The following is a 15038-nucleotide window of genomic DNA, read 5'->3' on the forward strand; positions in this document are numbered from 1 at the left end:
GCGCCGCCGCCTCCCGCTCCGGCGCCCGGCGCGCCGCCGGCTCCGCCCGTGCCCCCGGCTCCGTCGGCGGCATACGGAGCACCGGCCGCGGCCCCGACGCCCTACGGCGCACCTGCGGCCCCGTACGGTGCGCCGGCGCAGCCGGCGTACGGTGCACCGGCCTACGGCGCCCCCGCCGCGAAGCCGTCCCCGGTGCTGAGCATCATCTCGCTCATCGCCGGCATCATCGGCCTGATCGGCGCGGGCGTGGTCGCGATCCCGTTCGTGGGCAGCATCCTGCAGATCTTCATCCCGGGTGCCGCCGTGGTGCTCGGCTTCCTCGGCAGGAAGAAGGAGCCGGCGGCGAAGGCGATGTGGCTCACGGGCATCATCCTCGGCTTCGTCGGCATCGGGATCGCGCTCATCGGGCTGGTGTTCTGGGCGATCGTGTTCGCATCGTCGGGAGTCGACTACAGCTACTAGGCTTCGTGCCATGAGCGATCGAGCAGGGGCCACGCCGGACGGCGTGGCCCCTGTCCGGTCTCCGCAGGCGGTGCCGGGTCCGGATGCCGCGCAGCCCGGGCGCGACGCCGCGGCCGAGCCGTCCGCGGCCGTCGGTGGCCCTGGCGCCGGCCCTGGCGCCGCAGTCGGTGAGCCTGCCGCATCCGCATCCGCATCCGCATCCGCCGCCCGTCGAGACCTCGAGTACGAGGTCCCCTTCGACACCGGACAGCTCCAGGCGCTCCCCACCGGCCAGTTGCTCACGGTGCACCGGCCGCCCGTCGAACTCCCGGAGGACGAGGTCGAGGAGGACACGCAGCGGCGCGTCTACAGCTACGTCGCCGCGGTCGTCGGCGTCATCGGCGCCGCGGCATCCCTCTTCGTCGGCTGGATGCTCCCGCTTTCGATCGCCGCGATCGTGTTCGGCGTGCTCGGCCTCCGCCGCGAGGAGCACGGCCGCGTGCCGGCGTTCGTCGGGATCGGCACGGGACTCGCCGGGCTCGTCTTCTCGGCGGTGTGGGTCGGCTACTACGCGATCGTCTTCGGCGCCCTTCCCCGCTGAGGCGCGTGCCCGGGCGCCGGCTCGGAGACGACCCGATCGGGTCGACTCGGGGCCGTCGACTCAGGGCGCTCGACTCAGAGCCGCTCGACTCAGAGCCGTTCGACTCAGAGCCGCTCGACGAGCAGGGCCACGTGGCGCCCCTCCTCGCGCGTGATCACGAGGGTCGCGGATGCCTCGCCGCGGAGCTTGAGGCGGGTGCGCAGCGCCGCGGGGTCGACGTCGACGCCGCGCTTCTTGATCTCGAGCGTGCCGATGCCCCGTGCGGCGAGCGCCTGGCGGAGCTGGCGCTCGTCGGCGGGCAGCCGTTCGACCACCCGGAACCCGCGTGCGAAGGGCGAGTCGAACGCCGTGTCGGCGGTGAGGTAGGCGATGCCCGGGCTCAGCATCCAGGCGCCGTTCGCGCGGGCGAGGTCGCCGATGAGCCGCGCCCGGATCACGGCGCCGTCGGGTTCGTACAGGTAGTCGCCGAGCGGACCGGTGGGTGCGTCGGCGGAGTCCGCGGCGGCCACGAGCTCGTGCGCGGAATCGCCGCGGATGACGAGCGCGGCGCGGCCGACGCCCGGCCTGCGGAGTGCGCCGAGCCACACGGCGAGCTCGACGACGTCGCCGTCGACCGAGACCCACTGGGCCTCCGCGTCGGCGGGGATCACGTCGCGATCGGTGCCCGGCCCGAGCTTGACGCCCACGGGCATGCGCTCGGCGAGCCCGAACGCGAAGTCGAGCGGGGGCGAGTAGTCCGCGGCATCCGACAGCCTGCGGGTCGTGCCGCCGGCGGTGGTGCGCCGCGCCGGGTCGAGCCAGGCGGCGTCGATGCCGCCGAGCGGGACCTGCGTCGCCTCGGCGTGCAGCACGTGCGCGTGCGGGAACGGGGTGAGGTTGAACGCCGCGATCGCCGCGGTGACCTCGTCGGAATCCGCCGCCGTGACCTCGAGGTCGACCGCGGCGAACGCGAGCGCGTCGCCGCCGATGCCGCAGCCGAGGTCGGCGACGTGACGCAGTCCCGCGCGCGAGAACCGGCCCGCGTGGAGCGCGGCCACCTTGAGGCGCGTGGCCTGCTCGAGACCGGCCTCCGTGAAGAGCATGCGGCGGGCGAATTCGCCGAACTTCGCCTCGGCGCGCGTGCGGAGGCGCGACTGGCTGAGCACGGCCTCGACGAGGGCGGGCGGGTGGCCCTGCTTGCGCAGCTCGGCGACGGTCTTCACGACATCGGCCTTGGAATCCCAGCGGGGCAGCGAGTCGAGCAGCGTGAGCCCCTCGGGGGAGAGCAGCTGCACGAGTTCGGCGCGTTCCACCCGGCCACGCTAGCACCGCGAGCCTCGCGGGCGAGCGCTCGCGGCCGCGCGCGAGCGGAGCGGTCGCCGCCCGTCGAGCGGGCGCGGGCGCGCCGCCCGGGGCCGCTGGCACTCACGTTGCACGAGTGCCAAATCGCGCCTAGACTCGGTTTAGCACTCTCACTCTGAGGCTGCTAACCAGTCTTCGTCAAGAAAGAGGTCAACCGTGTCGGTTTCCATCAAGCCGCTCGAGGATCGCATCGTCATCAAGCAGGTCGAGGCCGAGCAGACCACGGCGTCGGGTCTCGTCATCCCCGACACCGCCAAGGAGAAGCCCCAGGAGGGCGAGGTCGTGGCCGTGGGCCCCGGCCGCATCGATGACAACGGCAACCGCGTTCCGCTCGACGTCGCGGTCGGCGACAAGGTCATCTACTCCAAGTACGGCGGCACCGAGGTGAAGTTCGGCGGCGAGGAGTTCCTCGTGCTCTCGGCCCGCGACGTGCTCGCGGTGGTCGTGCGCTAGTCGACACCGATTCTTCCGGGGCCCGGATGCCGCAGCGGCATCCGGGCCCCGTCGTCGTCTCCGGTGACGTGGGCGATCCCGACCCTGGCGACCGGCGACGCGGGCCGGGTGTCGACGGAGAACGGCCGGTGGCGGCCGCGGGCGGGGTCGGCGGTCGGACGTAGGCTTGTGCGGTGCCGCCTGCAGGAGACCCGTCCACCGCCCCGCCCGCCACGAGCGCGGGACTCAGCCGCACCGGGCTCGCGTTCGCGGTCGGCGCCTACGGCCTGTGGGGGTTCCTGCCGATCTACTTCCTGGCGCTCGCACCCAGCGGTCCGATCGAGATCGTCGGATGGCGCATCCTGCTGTCGCTCGTGTTCTGCGCGATCCTCATCGGCGCGACCCGATCGTGGCGCTCCTTCCGGAGGCTGCTGCGCGATCGACGCGTCGTGCTCATCATGGGCGTCGCCGGCGCGCTGATCTTCGCGAACTGGCTCACCTACGTCTACGCCACGCTCAGCGGGCAGGTCGTCGAGGCGGCACTCGGCTACTTCATCAACCCGATCGTCACGGTATTCCTGGGCGTCCTCGTGCTGCGCGAGCGGCTGACGCCGCTGCAGTGGACCGCCGTGGGCATCTCGATCGCCGCCGTCATCGTGCTCGCGATCGGGTACGGACAGGTGCCGTGGGTCGCCCTCGTGCTCGCGTTCAGCTTCGGTCTCTACGGCCTCATCAAGAAGCGCGTCGGCCAGCGCGTCGACGCGGTGGCCGGGCTCACGCTCGAGACCGCGTGGCTCGCCCCGCTCGCAACCGTGCTCCTCGTCGTCGTCGCGTCGACCGACGGGCTGACCATCGACGACGGCGACGCCTGGCACACCGTGCTCCTCCTCTCGGCCGGCGCGGTCACCGCGATTCCGCTGCTGCTCTTCGCCGCGGCCGCCCGGCGCCTGCCGCTGACGACCATGGGCTTCATCCAGTACTTCGCCCCGTTCATCCAGTTCCTCGTCGGCGTGCTCGTGCTGCACGAGCCCATGCCGCCCGAGCGGTGGGTGGGATTCGGCCTCGTCTGGGTCGCGCTCGGCGTGCTCACCATCGACCTGGTACGCGGTGCGCGCGCGTCGCGACGGCCGGTCATCGAGCCCGTCTGATCGGTCGTCGTCGCGGGATCCCGCACGGCCATCGGCCGCCGAGCGCCGACGCTCGAAGCGTGCGCGAAACGCCGTTTCCGTGACGATTCCGTGCGCATCCACGCAATGAGGTGTCGGCGAGGTAACGATTCAGTCGGCGTTACCGGGTTGTGACCGGGGTGACTTGTTTCCGCCCTGAGCGGGCAATACTGTCAAAACCACGGCGCTGTCTGGCGCTGCATTTGTGTACGAATCCTTCAGTCCCAAGGAGCAACATGAGCGTATTCGCGAAGGCCTCGGCCACGCGCTCTGCTCGCACGGTCTGGACGGGGGTCGCCATCGCTGGCGTCAGCGCCCTCCTCCTCTCCGCGTGCAGCACGGGCACGCCGGCCCCGGCCGAATCGGAATCACCGGCCGCGTCCGGCGACGCCCTGCCCATCGCCGAAGGTGAGCGCGACCTCTCGCTTCCCCTCGGAACGATCCTCCCGCAGAGTGGTGCGCTCGCGTTCCTCGGCCCGCCCGAGGAGGCCGGCGTCCAGCTCGGTGCCGACGACGTCAACGCCGCAGGCGCGGGCATCTCGGTCGACGTCACGTACCGTGACTCGGGCGACACCACCACCGACACCGCCACCGTCTCGGTGACCGACCTGCTCTCGCAGAACGTCTCGGCCATCATCGGTGCCGCATCGTCGGGTGTGTCGAAGACCGTCATCGACCAGATCGTCGCCGCAGGCGTGATCCAGTTCTCGCCGGCCAACACCTCGGCCGACTTCACGAACTACAACGACAACGGCCTCTACTGGCGCACCGCTCCCTCCGACGTGCTCCAGGGCGAGGTGCTCGGCAACCTGATCGCCGAGGACGGCAACGCCACGCTCGGCATGATCGTGCTGAACGACTCGTACGGCACCGGTCTCGCGAAGTTCACCAAGGAGGCCTTCGAGGCCGCCGGTGGCGAGGTCGTCGCCGAGGCGCTCTTCAACGAGGGCGACTCGAGCTTCGACGCGCAGATCTCCGAGGTCACGGCGGCCAACCCCGACGCGATCGCGCTGATCACCTTCGACCAGGCGAAGATCATCACGCCGGCGCTCGTCGGCTCGGGCTTCCCGGGCGACAAGCTGTACTTCGTCGACGGCAACCTCGCCGACTACAGCAAGGACTGGGCTCCCGGCCTCGTCGCAGGCTCGAAGGGCACGCTGCCCGGTCTCGACGTGGGCACGCTCGGTGACTTCACCGACCGCCTCAAGGGTGTCGACCCCAGCCTGACCGACTACAGCTACGCTGCCGAGTCGTACGACGCTGTCGTGCTCCTCGCGCTCGCGGCCTACGCGGCCAACAGCACCGACGGCACCGAGATCGCCAAGTACCTCCAGCAGGTCTCGGGCGGTTCCGGCGACGGCGAGAAGGTCACGAGCTTCGAAGACGGCATCAAGCTGCTCGACGAGGGCAAGCAGATCGACTACGACGGCCCGTCCGGCCCGATCACGTTCGACGAGAACGGCGACCCGACCGAGGCGACCATCGGCATCTTCCAGTACAACGACGACAACACCTACTCGCGTATCGGCGACGGCTGATCCGCTGACTGAGTGAGGAAGGGCCCCGGCTTCGGCCGGGGCCCTTTCGCGTACCGCGGCTTCGGCCGGGGCTCTCTCGCGTGCCCGCATGAGCCGGCCTCGGCGGGGTGTCCGGGATCGGGTGGGCGGGCGGGTCTGGTCTCCGGGTGTTCCTCCCGGCCATCCGCGACGGGCCGGGCCCGGGACACCGGGACACCCCCGCCGGAGTGAAGTTTCCGTCAAGGAGGACGTCTCGCTTCCCCCTCCACCACGGAAACCTCACTCCTCCTGCGCGCTCGCCGCACGATGGCGGTCACGCTCGCGACTCGCCGCCGTCAGCAAGGGGCGCGGGTACGGGGACACCCGGGATCCCGCGATCGTCGCTGTCGGACTCGCGCCGCCGCTCAGCAGCTCCGCCTCGTGCCACGTTCAGTCCAGCGGGCACACGGGGCCAGCAGCGCCGCATCCTGCTGCGGACCAGGAAGGCGGAGCGGTGCCGGTCCGCAGCAGGCCGTCGCACCGTGCGCGGGGCGCCGGGGAGTGCGCAGCCTCGGTCCGTCTCCAGGTACGGGACCCGCGGCGGCTCCCCGGCCGGGCGCCGAGTCGCGCTGGGCGCCGCACGAAGAAGGGCGGGGCGGATGCCGCAGCATCCGCCCCGCCCTCGATTCGAGGCCCGTGCGGTCAGTCGTCCTGGCCGAGCGTGCCCAGGTAGAGGCCGATCACCTTCGGGTCGTTCAGCAGGTCGCGGCCGGTGCCCGTGTAGGCGTCGCGGCCCTGGTCGAGCACGTACCCGCGGTCGCAGATCTGCAGGCAGCGACGCGCGTTCTGCTCCACCATGATGGTGGTGACGCCCGCCTTGTTGATCTCCTTGACGCGCAGGAAGGCCTCGTCCTGGCGCACCGGCGAGAGACCGGCCGAGGGCTCGTCGAGCAGCATGACGTGCGGGCCCATCATGAGCGCACGCGACATGGCCACCATCTGGCGCTCGCCGCCCGAGAGCGATCCGGCGCGCTGGGTGAGCCGGCGCCCGAGCTCCGGGAAGATCTCGGTCACGAACTCGAGTCGCTCCTTGAGGCCCTTCGGCTTGAGGAACAGCCCCATCTCGAGGTTCTCCTGGATGGTGAGCGAGGGGAACACGTTGTTCGTCTGCGGCACGAATCCCACACCCTTGGCGACGAGCTTGTTCGCCTTGAGGTTCGTGATCTCCTCGCCCTGCAGGAAGATACCGCCCTCGCGCACCTTGACGAGGCCGAAGATGGACTTCAGCAGGGTCGACTTGCCGGCGCCGTTCGGGCCGATGATGCCGATGAGCTCGCCCTGGTTGGCGACGAGCGAACACGAGTTGAGGATGTTCACGCCGGGCAGGTAGCCCGCCGTGACGTTGCGCACCTCGACGACCGGCGTCGCGGCCGGATCGAGCACGGCGCTCGTAGCGGATTCACTGTTCGTCATCGATGAGCTCCTTCATGGCCTCGACGTGCTCGGTGTCGGTCGCGCCGAGGTCGGCATCGTGGTGAGCGCCGAGGTAGGCGTCGATCACGGCCGGGTCCTGCATGACCGAGTGCGGATCGCCTTCGGCCACCACGCGGCCCTCCGCCATGACGATGACCCAGTCTGCGATGTGCCGGACCATGTGCATGTCGTGCTCGACGAACAGCACGGTCATCCCCTCCTCCTTGAGGTTGAGGATGTGGTCGAGCAGCGACTGCGTGAGCGCCGGGTTCACGCCGGCCATGGGCTCGTCGAGCATGACGAGCTGGGGGTCGCTCATGAGCGCACGCGCCATCTCGAGCAGCTTGCGCTGGCCGCCCGAGAGGCTCGCGGCGTAGTCGTCCTTCTTCGCGTCGAGCTTGAACCGCCCGAGGAGGTCGAGTGCCTTCGCCTCGATCTCGGTGTCCTGCTTGCGCCAGATCGCCGGGATGAGCCCGCGGAAGAGGTTCTCACCCGACTGGCCCTTCGCGCCGAGCTTCATGTTGTCCATGACCGAGAGGAGGGCGAGGGACTTCGTGAGCTGGAACGTGCGGATGAGGCCCATGCGGGCCACGCGGTACGCGGGCACGTGCGCGAGCGGCTTGCCGTCGAACGACCACGTGCCCGTGTCGGGCTTGTCGAAGCCCGTCAGCAGGTTGAAGAACGTGGTCTTGCCGGCGCCGTTCGGGCCGATGAGGGCCGTGATGGCGTTGCGCGGGATCTCGACGTGCTCGACGTCGACGGCCGTGAGGCCGCCGAAGGTGCGCTTGACGCCGTCGGCGACGAGGATCGGGTCGACCTTCTTGACACCCGGCACCGGATCGCCGACGTGGAGCCCGGTCGTCTTGACGGGCTTGGCCTTGGGGGAGATTTCACTTGACAAAAGCAAGCTCCTTCTTGTTGCCCAGGATGCCCTGTGGCATGAAGACCACGATCAGCATGATCGCGATTCCGACGAGGATGAACCGGAGCTGACCGGCCTGCACCTGCGTCATGAACGGCAACCAGCCGGCCTCGACCGCTCGGGCGACGAAGCCCGAGAAGAACGAGAGCAGCACCCAGAAGACGATGGAGCCGACGATGGGCCCCAGGATGGTCGCGGCCCCGCCGAGGAGCAGGATCGCGTAGACGAAGAACGTCAGCGACGGCTGGAAGTACGACGGCACGACCGCGCGGGGCAGCACGAAGAGGATGCCCGCGAAGGTGCCGAAGAGACCACCGAGGATGAGGCTCTGCATCTTGTAGGAGTAGACGTTCTTGCCCAGTGCGCGCACGGCGTCCTCGTCTTCACGGATGCCCTTCACGACGCGGCCCCAGGGGCTGCGCATGATGAGCCAGGTGAAGACCGCCGCGAGTGCGACGACGATCCACGCGATCACGAGGAAGAACCAGACGCGATTGTCGAAGATCCACGGGCCGAATCCGTACCGTCCCGGCGGGAACGGGTTGAACTGCAGCAGTCCCGCCTGGTACTCCGAGAGGCCGTTCGCGGACCCCGTGACGTCCTGGAAGGTGTTCGTGGTGAACACGAGCCGCAGCACCTCGGCCGCCGCGATCGTGACGATCGCGAGGTAGTCGGCGCGCAGCCGCAGCGTCGGGATACCCAGGATGAGCGCGAAGATGACCGACGCCACGATCGACGTCAGCACGCACGCCCACACGGGCCAGCCGAGCTTGAGCGCCGGGATGGCGTAGCCGTAGGCGCCGAGCAGCATGAAGCCCGCCTGGCCGAAGTTGAGCAGGCCGGTGTAGCCGAAGTGGATCGCCAGACCCAGCGCGGCGAGCGCGTATGCGGCGGTGGTCGGGCTGATCAGCTCGACGACGGCGTTTCCGAAGATTGCTCCCCAGTCCATGATCGTTCCCTCCCTAACCGATTCGCTCTCGACGACCCAGGATGCCCTGCGGTCGGAACAGCAGCACCAGGATCAGGATGACCAGGGCGCCCACGTACTTCATGTCGCTCGGCAGCCATAGGGTCGAGAGCTCGACGAAGAGGCCCACGATGAGCGACCCGACGAGGGCGCCGAACGCGGTGCCGAGGCCGCCGAGCGTGACCGCTGCGAAGACGAGCAGGAGGATCTGGAAGCCCATGTCCCAGCTGACGCCCGGGCGGAAGTACGCCCAGAGGATGCCGGAGAGGCCCGCGAGGACCGACCCGACCACCCAGACGATGCGGATGACGCGGTCGACGTCGATGCCGCTCGCCGCCGCGAGGCTCGAGTTGTCGGACACCGCACGGGTCGCTTTTCCGATGCGGGTGCGGAGCAGGAAGAACGCCACCGCGAGGAGCACGAGGATGCTGACGCCCATGCTCACGAGGTCGACCCACGAGAGGGCGACCGCCCCGAACCGGATGTCGGAGGGCAACGTGGCCCCCGGCAGCTGCTCGGTCGATCCGCCGTAGAAGAGCTGGAACGTGTAGCGCAGCGCGAGCGAGAGGCCGATGCTCACGATCATGAGCTGGACGAGTCCCACTCCCTTGCGCCGGAGCGGTTTCCAGATGACCGCGTCGAGCGACCACCCCAGCGCCGCACTCAGCACGAGCGAGGTGATGATCGCGATCCAGAGCGGCCAGTCGAGGGTCACGCCGAACGTGAGCACCATGAGCGCACCGAAGGTGATGAGCTCGGCGTGCGCGAAGTTCGAGAGTCCCGTCGTGCCGAAGATGAGCGAGAGTCCGATGGCGGCGAGCGCGAGCAGCAGGCCGAAGTTGAGGCCGCTCACGATGCGTTGCACGAGCTGGTCGAAGAAGCTGACCGTCACGCGGACGCCCTCGCCGAGGAAGAACGCCACGGTCACGTTCTTCGTCTGGCCGAACTCCGCGTCGCGGGTGGCGCCGCCCTCCTTCACGATCACTCCCTTGGGGAGGGTGTCCTCGTCGAGCGTGACCTTGTAGGTCGCCTTCTCGGGCACGCCGATCGTCCAGCGCCCCTCGGCGTCGGTCTCGGTGTCGGCCTGGAAGCCGTTGCCCTCGACGGAGATCGTCACGCCTTCGATGGGCTCACCGTCGTTCTTGACGATTCCCTTGATGGTGAAGTCGTATTCGGGCTCCTCCGTGGGGGTGGCGGACGCCGTCGGCGTGGCCGTACTCCCATCCTCCGCCATCGCAGGGGACGCTGCGATGCCGGACAGAGTGAGTGCGGACAAGAGGATGCCGAGAAAGAGGAGCCACCTCCCAGCGGAGTGAGTCGGGACTGTTCGCGTGGATTCCACTGCACCTCCAAGGGTCCCGGAAGCTCGAGGCCGCCGGGGTCCGGTCCTTCCCATCGACGACGTCGTCGACAGTACGTGCCGATTATGTCCCATGTGTTTCGCCCATGGTCACAATGGCCCTCGATTGTTATCCGGGGAATGCCGGCCGCGCAAACTCGTTTAACATTGATGCACCGCCTCGCCGAACCGGGGTTGCGGCGCGCTCGGGCAGAACTCGACAACGAAGGGGCGATATGGATCAGGCAGATCCGTTCGGATTCACGGGACTCACCTACGACGACGTACTCCTGCTTCCGGGGCACACCGACGTCATCCCGAGCGAGGCCGACACGAGTTCGCGCCTGACCCGCCGCATCACGGTGGCCACGCCGCTGCTCTCCGCTGCGATGGACACCGTCACGGAGGCCCGCATGGCGATCGCCATGGCGCGCCAGGGCGGCATCGGCATCCTGCACCGCAACCTCTCGATCGAGGAGCAGGCCGAGATGGTCGACCGCGTGAAGCGCAGCGAGTCGGGCATGGTCTCGAATCCCGTCACGACGACGCCCGACGCCACCGTGGGCGAGGTCGACCAGCTCTGCGCGACGTACCGCGTGAGCGGCCTGCCCGTCGTCGACGAGGCGGGCATCCTCGTGGGCATCATCACGAACCGCGACATGCGCTTCGTCTCCGACTTCGAGAAGGGCACCACGCGGGTCAGCGAGGTCATGACGCGGATGCCGCTCATCACCGGTCGCGTCGGCATGGACCCCGACGAGGCGATCGCCATCTTCGCGCAGCACAAGGTCGAGAAGCTGCCCCTCGTCGACGAGGCCGGGCGCCTCACCGGCCTCATCACCGTCAAGGACTTCGACAAGTCCGAGCAGTACCCGCACGCCACGAAGGACGCCGAGGGCCGCCTGCGCGTCGGCGCTGCGATGGGCTTCTTCGGCGACGCATGGGAGCGCGCCGAGGCGCTGCGCGATGCGGGCGTCGACGTCCTCGTCGTCGACACCGCCAACGGCGAGAGCGCGGGCGTGCTCGACATCATCCGCCGGCTGAAGTCCGATCCGACGTTCGCGCACATCGACGTGATCGGCGGCAACGTCGCCACCCGCGAGGGCGCGCAGGCGCTCGTCGACGCGGGCGCCGACGCCGTCAAGGTCGGCGTGGGTCCGGGCTCCATCTGCACCACGCGCGTCGTCGCGGGCGTGGGCGTGCCGCAGGTCACCGCGGTGTACGAGGCGTCGAAGGCCACGAAGCCGGCCGGCGTGCCCCTCATCGCCGACGGCGGCCTGCAGTACTCGGGCGACATCGCCAAGGCGCTCGTCGCGGGCGCCGACACGGTCATGCTCGGGTCGCTGCTCGCGGGCACGGCCGAGAGTCCCGGCGAGCTCGTCTTCCAGAACGGCAAGCAGTTCAAGACCTACCGCGGCATGGGCTCGCTCGGCGCGCTGCAGACCCGCGGCAAGAAGACCTCGTACTCGAAGGACCGCTACTTCCAGGCGGATGTCCCGTCGGACGACAAGCTCATCCCCGAGGGCATCGAGGGCCAGGTGCCGTTCCGCGGCCCGGTCTCGGCGGTCGCCTACCAGCTCGTGGGCGGGCTGCGGCAGTCGATGTTCTACGTCGGCGCGCGCAGCATCCCCGAGCTGAAGGCCAAGGGAAAGTTCGTGCGCATCACGCCGGCGGGGCTCAAGGAGTCGCACCCGCACGACGTGCAGATCGTGGTCGAGGCGCCGAACTACACGCGCTGAGTCCGCGTGGCGCGACGCGGTCGCGACACGCTTCCGTCAGAGAGGCGGCGGGTCTCGATACGCTGCGCTACTCGACCGGCGGGCGGGTCTCGATACGCTGCGCTACTCGACCGGCGGGTGGGTCTCGATACGCTGCGCTACTCGACCGGCGTGAGGCGGGCCTCCGCGAGGCGCTCGATCGCCTCGTCGAGCACCTCGGGCGAGCACGCGAAGTTGAGGCGCGCGTGGCCGCGTCCGACGGTGGCGCCGAATGCGGGCCCGCCGAGCAGCGCGACGCGCGCATGCTCGAGCGCGTACGCGGCGGGGTCGTCGCCCCAGCCGAGCGCCGAGAGGTCGAGCCAGGCGAGGTAGCTCGCCTGCGGCATCCGGTACCGGACGCCCGGCAGCTCGTCGGCGAGCAGGTCCGCGAGCAGCCGCCGGTTGTCGTCGAGGCTCGCGAGCACGCCGTCGAGCCAGAGCCCGCCGTGGCGGAACGCCGCGATCGACGCGATCGCGCCGAACTGGCTCGTGCGGTACTCGACCTCGTAGGGGAGCGCCCGGCGGATCGCGTCGGCGCGGTCGCTCCCAGCCACGATGAGCGCCGCCTTGAGCCCCGCGATGTTGAACGCTTTGCTCGCCGCGGTCACGGCGACGCCGTGCTCGCGCGCGGCATCCGACACCTCGAGGAACGGCGTGTACCGCGACTCGGGCTGCGAGAGCGGGCCGTGCACCTCGTCGGAGACGATCGTGACGCCGTGGCGCGCCGCGATCTCGGCGAGCCCGGCGAGCTGCGCGCGCGTCGGCACGAGACCCACCGGGTTGTGCGGGTTGCAGAGCACCATGGAGCGGGCGCCCGCGGCGAAGGCCGCGTCGATGCCGTCGAGGTCGAGCGCCCAGCCTTCGTCGATGCCCCCCGACATCGGCACCTCGACGATGCGGCCGCCGGCCTCGGTGACGAGGTCGAAGAACGGCGGATAGATCGGCGGGGTGACCACGACGCCGTCGCCCGGGGAGATCAGCTGCCGCAGCACCTCGACGATGCCCATGCTCACGTCGGCGGTACACGTCACGCGCGCGGGGTCGACGGTCCAGCCCAATCGGGTCGCGGCGAAGCCCTCGAACGCCTCGGCGACCGGTCGGCTCCCCGCCGTGTACCCCGTGTCGGAGCGGTGGATCGCCGCGTGCAGCGCCTCCGCGATCGGAGGGGCGAGGGGGTAGTCCATCTCGGCGACGGGCAGCGGCAGCACGTCGGCGTCGTAGAGCCGCCACTTCGCGCTCGTGCGGGTGCGGAGGACGTCGAGCGGGTCGGCGGGGATGCGCTGCATGGCACCAGCATGCCGCAGGTGTCGCGGCGAGGCATCCGTCGTGTGTATTCTGGTCGGCTGCCCCGAGGGCGCCGCGGCTCGGCCGCGAATCGGAACGGATGCATCCCATGGGCTTCATCGACGTCAACGGCGTCTCCTTCTCCCTCCCCGACGGCAGGCCGCTGCTCGCCGACCTCGCCTTCCGCGTGACCGAGGGGCGCACAACCGCGCTCATCGGCGCGAACGGCGCCGGCAAGTCGACGCTGCTGCGCATCATCCGCGGCGACCTGCGCCCCGACGAGGGCAGCGTGCAGGTCGACGGGGGCCTCGGCGTGATGGACCAGTTCGTGGGCACCGGGCGCACGACCGAGGGCACCGACGAGACCGTCGCGGGCCTGCTCGTGTCGGTCGCGCCGACGCGAATCCGGGCGGCGGCGATCGAGCTCGAGGCGTCCGAGAACGCGCTCATCGACACGGATGACACGGCCAATCAGATGCGGTACGCGTCGGCGCTCGCCGAGTACGCCGAGGCCGGCGGCTACGAGCAGGAGGTCGTGTGGGACCACTGCACGACCGCGGCGCTCGGGATCCCGTACGAGCGGGCGAAGTGGCGGGCGCTCGCGACCCTGTCGGGCGGCGAGCAGAAGCGGCTCGCGCTCGAGGCGCTGCTGCGCGGGCCCGAGCAGGTGCTGCTGCTCGACGAGCCCGACAACTCGCTCGACGTGCCCGGCAAGCGGTGGCTCGAGGCGCAGCTGCGCGCGACGCCCAAGACCGTGCTGCTCGTCTCGCACGACCGGGAGCTGCTCGCGCGCGCCGCCGACCGCATCGTGACGCTCGAGCTCGGCGCCGCGGGCAACACGGCGTGGGTGCACGGCGGCAGCTTCGAGGGCTATCACGCCGCGCGCGACGAGCGCTTCGAGCGGCTCGACGAACTGCGGCGCCGGTGGGACGAGCAGCACGCGGCGCTCAGGCAGCTCGTGGCGACGCTGAAGGTCAAGGCGACGTACAACGACGGCATGGCCTCCCGCTACCAGGCGGCGGTCACCCGCCTGCGCAAGTTCGAGGAGGCCGGCCCGCCCGAGGAGCGCCCGCCCGCCCAGGCCGTGTCGATGCGCCTGCGCGGTGCGCGCACGGGCAAGCGCGCCGTGGTGTGCGAGCGGCTCGAGCTCACGGGGCTCATGAGACCGTTCGACCTCGAGGTCTGGTACGGCGACCGGGTCGCGGTGCTGGGATCGAACGGGTCGGGCAAGTCGCACTTCCTGCGGCTGCTCGCCGGCGGCGGCACCGAGCCCGACCGCACGCTCGGGCACGTCACGAGCGTCGGCGCCGAGCTCGCGCGCGTGCCGCACGAGGGCCGGGCCGTGCTCGGTGCGCGCGTCGTGCCGGGCTGGTTCGCCCAGAACCACGAGCATCCCGAGTACCGGGGGCGCACCCTCCTCGACATCCTGCACCGCGGCGACGACAACCGGGAGGGCATGGCTCGGGAGGCGGCGAGTTCCGCGCTCGACCGGTACGGGCTCGCGGCATCCGCCCTGCAGCGGTTCGAATCGCTCTCGGGCGGCCAGCAGGCGCGCCTGCAGATCCTGCTGCTCGAGCTCTCGGGAGCCACCCTGCTGCTGCTCGACGAACCCACCGACAACCTCGACCTCGTGTCGGCCGAGGCGCTCGAGGACGCGCTGTCGCGCTTCGACGGCACGGTGCTCGCCGTCACGCACGACCGCTGGTTCACGCGCAGCTTCGACCGGTTCGTGGTGTTCCGCTCCGACGGCACGGTCGTCGAGTCGGATGCCCCGGTGTGGGACGAGGCGCGGGTGGTCCGGGCGAGATAGGGCGAGATA

General features: G+C 70.4%; 13 protein-coding genes. 7 read left to right on the forward strand and 6 right to left on the reverse strand.

Annotation, left to right across the window (positions count from 1 at the left end; genetic code table 11):
* Both EDM22_RS15170 and EDM22_RS15175 read left to right on the forward strand, forming a co-directional pair.
* Positions 1–462, forward strand: a 462-nt coding sequence (locus EDM22_RS15170; RefSeq protein WP_122937929.1) for a hypothetical protein, incomplete at its 5' end; no start/stop codon positions are given.
* 10 nt (positions 463–472) lie between these two features.
* Positions 473–1042, forward strand: coding sequence for a DUF4190 domain-containing protein (locus EDM22_RS15175; protein WP_138708105.1), 570 nt, complete (start codon positions 473–475; stop codon positions 1040–1042).
* A gap of 104 nt (positions 1043–1146) precedes the next feature.
* Here the strand turns inward: EDM22_RS15175 and EDM22_RS15180 are convergent, their stop codons facing one another.
* Positions 1147–2334: a class I SAM-dependent methyltransferase gene (locus EDM22_RS15180; RefSeq protein ID WP_122937931.1), complete on the reverse strand. Its 1188-nt coding sequence runs from the start codon at positions 2332–2334 to the stop codon at positions 1147–1149.
* 205 nt (positions 2335–2539) lie between these two features.
* On the opposite strand from EDM22_RS15180, the gene groES reads away from it, so the two are divergent.
* The 3 genes from groES to EDM22_RS15195 all read left to right on the forward strand — a co-directional run bounded on the left by groES (position 2540) and on the right by EDM22_RS15195 (position 5519).
* Positions 2540–2836 carry a co-chaperone GroES gene (gene groES / locus EDM22_RS15185; protein ID WP_122937932.1) on the forward strand — a complete coding sequence of 99 codons (297 nt, stop codon included), beginning with the start codon at positions 2540–2542 and terminating at the stop codon, positions 2834–2836.
* Positions 2837–3009: 173 nt separating this feature from the next.
* The gene (gene rarD, locus EDM22_RS15190; RefSeq protein ID WP_122937933.1) at positions 3010–3963 is read left to right on the forward strand and encodes an EamA family transporter RarD; all 954 of its coding nucleotides are present in this window, start codon (positions 3010–3012) and stop codon (positions 3961–3963) included.
* A gap of 254 nt (positions 3964–4217) precedes the next feature.
* Positions 4218–5519 (forward strand): ABC transporter substrate-binding protein, encoded by a 1302-nt coding sequence (locus tag EDM22_RS15195; protein WP_122937934.1) that lies wholly within the window; start codon positions 4218–4220, stop codon positions 5517–5519.
* Positions 5520–6179: 660 nt separating this feature from the next.
* Here the strand turns inward: EDM22_RS15195 and EDM22_RS15200 are convergent.
* From EDM22_RS15200 to EDM22_RS15215, 4 genes are read right to left on the reverse strand one after another with little or no spacing between them, the layout of a single operon-like run.
* Positions 6180–6950, reverse strand: coding sequence for an ABC transporter ATP-binding protein (locus tag EDM22_RS15200; protein WP_122937935.1), 771 nt, complete (start codon positions 6948–6950; stop codon positions 6180–6182).
* Entirely contained in the window at positions 6937–7851 is a 915-nt protein-coding gene (locus EDM22_RS15205; protein ID WP_122937936.1) for an ABC transporter ATP-binding protein, read from the reverse strand. Before EDM22_RS15205 ends, EDM22_RS15200 begins: the two co-directional genes overlap by 14 nt.
* Positions 7841–8821, reverse strand: coding sequence for a branched-chain amino acid ABC transporter permease (locus EDM22_RS15210; RefSeq protein WP_122937937.1), 981 nt, complete (start codon positions 8819–8821; stop codon positions 7841–7843). The genes EDM22_RS15205 and EDM22_RS15210 overlap by 11 nt, the downstream gene beginning before the upstream one ends.
* A 13-nt stretch (positions 8822–8834) precedes the next feature.
* Complete coding sequence (locus EDM22_RS15215; RefSeq protein ID WP_122937938.1) at positions 8835–10073, reverse strand: branched-chain amino acid ABC transporter permease; 1239 nt, start codon at positions 10071–10073, stop codon at positions 8835–8837.
* A gap of 341 nt (positions 10074–10414) precedes the next feature.
* On the opposite strand from EDM22_RS15215, the gene guaB reads away from it, so the two are divergent.
* Positions 10415–11917 carry an IMP dehydrogenase gene (guaB, locus tag EDM22_RS15220; protein ID WP_122937939.1) on the forward strand — a complete coding sequence of 501 codons (1503 nt, stop codon included), beginning with the start codon at positions 10415–10417 and terminating at the stop codon, positions 11915–11917.
* A gap of 137 nt (positions 11918–12054) precedes the next feature.
* On the opposite strand, the gene EDM22_RS15225 is transcribed toward guaB, so the two are convergent.
* The gene (locus EDM22_RS15225; protein WP_122937940.1) at positions 12055–13221 is read right to left on the reverse strand and encodes a MalY/PatB family protein; all 1167 of its coding nucleotides are present in this window, start codon (positions 13219–13221) and stop codon (positions 12055–12057) included.
* 107 nt (positions 13222–13328) lie between these two features.
* On the opposite strand from EDM22_RS15225, the gene EDM22_RS15230 reads away from it, so the two are divergent.
* Complete coding sequence (locus EDM22_RS15230) at positions 13329–15029, forward strand: ABC-F family ATP-binding cassette domain-containing protein (RefSeq protein WP_122937941.1); 1701 nt, start codon at positions 13329–13331, stop codon at positions 15027–15029.
* The last annotated feature ends 9 nt before the right edge of the window (positions 15030–15038 follow it).

Origin of the sequence: Agromyces tardus, assembly GCF_003710805.1 — a bacterium.
Classification (GTDB): domain Bacteria; phylum Actinomycetota; class Actinomycetes; order Actinomycetales; family Microbacteriaceae; genus Agromyces; species Agromyces tardus.

Coding starts and splice junctions, on each gene's coding strand:
- EDM22_RS15195 (WP_122937934.1), top strand. CDS start 4,218: ATGAGCGTATTCGCGAAGGCCTCGGCCACGCGCTCTGCTCGCACGGTC.
- EDM22_RS15200 (WP_122937935.1), bottom strand. CDS start 6,950: ATGACGAACAGTGAATCCGCTACGAGCGCCGTGCTCGATCCGGCCGCG.
- EDM22_RS15175 (WP_138708105.1), top strand. CDS start 473: ATGAGCGATCGAGCAGGGGCCACGCCGGACGGCGTGGCCCCTGTCCGG.
- EDM22_RS15225 (WP_122937940.1), bottom strand. CDS start 13,221: ATGCAGCGCATCCCCGCCGACCCGCTCGACGTCCTCCGCACCCGCACG.
- EDM22_RS15210 (WP_122937937.1), bottom strand. CDS start 8,821: ATGGACTGGGGAGCAATCTTCGGAAACGCCGTCGTCGAGCTGATCAGC.
- EDM22_RS15230 (WP_122937941.1), top strand. CDS start 13,329: ATGGGCTTCATCGACGTCAACGGCGTCTCCTTCTCCCTCCCCGACGGC.
- guaB (WP_122937939.1), top strand. CDS start 10,415: ATGGATCAGGCAGATCCGTTCGGATTCACGGGACTCACCTACGACGAC.
- EDM22_RS15215 (WP_122937938.1), bottom strand. CDS start 10,073: ATGGCGGAGGATGGGAGTACGGCCACGCCGACGGCGTCCGCCACCCCC.